Origin of the sequence: Endozoicomonas sp. SESOKO2, from assembly GCF_024606245.1 — a bacterium.
Taxonomy (GTDB): Bacteria; Pseudomonadota; Gammaproteobacteria; order Pseudomonadales; family Endozoicomonadaceae; genus Endozoicomonas_A.
The window spans coordinates 1-1,414 of sequence record NZ_JAHHPQ010000219.1; the positions used below are offsets into that span (position 1 = coordinate 1).

At 33.7% G+C, this 1,414-nt stretch carries 1 protein-coding gene; it reads left to right on the top strand.

Translation table 11 applies throughout. From position 1 onward, the window contains the following. The first annotated feature begins 322 nt into the window (after nt 1–322). Nucleotides 323–1,390 carry a DUF6716 putative glycosyltransferase gene (locus tag KDK17_RS05290; RefSeq protein ID WP_257287529.1) on the top strand — a complete coding sequence of 356 codons (1,068 nt, stop codon included), beginning with the start codon at nt 323–325 and terminating at the stop codon, nt 1,388–1,390. The last annotated feature ends 24 nt before the right edge of the window (nt 1,391–1,414 follow it).

Below are 1,414 nucleotides of genomic sequence, written 5' to 3' on the forward strand. Positions count from 1 at the left end.
AAAATATGTTGTGTGGGTCAGACTTTATTGTGAGATTCCCTGTTTATTGGTTTTTTCGGATGTAAAGTTCTGACCTATGGCGAAAATGCCAAGGAATATTTTTCAGAAGCAATCAGCAAAAAGTTATTCCATTATATCGATGATTACAAAAAGACTGTCGAATACATTGTTAACATACCTGAGATAACAAGCGATGGAGACAATGACTTTTTTGTCAATTGCAAAGGGCAGTCAGATTACAACCTGAAAAAACTAAAAGAATACATAATTTGATTATTAATTTAATCTTTTTAAAATTTCATATAATGTCAGCTTATACAATTTGCTTAAAAAATACTCATCATTAAATTTCTCTAAAGATGCAATTAAACATTCACTCGGTGATTGTTTTAATAACGATATTTTGATTGAGAACTTTACCAACAAACAATTTATTAATTTTTTTGAAAAAAATCATTCAAAACTGATTGTTAGTTGTTTTTCTGGATACATTGAGGGGGATGATGCAACCATTTTGTCCAGAGTACAGTCTGATTTAATATTATTCAATTGCCCCAACGATTACGAAAGATATATCGAATTATCGAAAGAGCTTGCTTTTTCATCAGACAATGCATTTTGTTTTGGCTACCCTCAGCTTTTAAATATCAAACATGACTGCGTCAAAAAACAAAAGGATATAGTTTTTTTTGAACAGCTTGTTGCGCCCAGGAATTTTCGTGAAAGATGTTATTTACTAAAAAAACTCGTTCATTTAGCAAAATCAAAACCTCAGGAAAACATATTAATAAAGCCCCGCTGCAAAATTGGCGGCAGAACAATTCATAAACAAATATGGCACCTTGAAAGAATAAGAAAATTATTGAAATTAAAATTTCCGGATAATTTGCGATTTACCTACGAACCGGTCGAAGAAACCCTTCAGCACACTGCCCTGTGCATTACTGTCAGTTCAACTGTCGCAATAGAGGCTATGGCTCGCAGCATACCAACAGCCATTATAAGTGATTTTGGGATACGAAAAGATATACATACAGCTAGCTTTGTAGGCAGTGGTTGCCTGGCAACCTTTGATCAACTGGCTGCTGGTTATGTGCCTAAGGTTAACCAACAGTGGTTACAAAAAAATGTAAAAAAACCTGACGTGGAGGCATTAAAAATAAAACTAAATGAGCTTCTGGTTCTTAAAAATAAAGGCCTGCTACCACATCGTCATATGCCAGATGGAGCTTTTTCAAAAGTACCAGATAACAGGCCATTATTGTTAAAAAGAATGAAAAAGCTAACGAGTGATCCAATAGGATTCTGTAATGACTCCAGGTATAAAGTTTTAAGAAATTTTGCAATATTTCTCGACTCAAAAACCAATAAACAGGGAATCTCACAATAAAGTCTGACCCACACAACATATTTT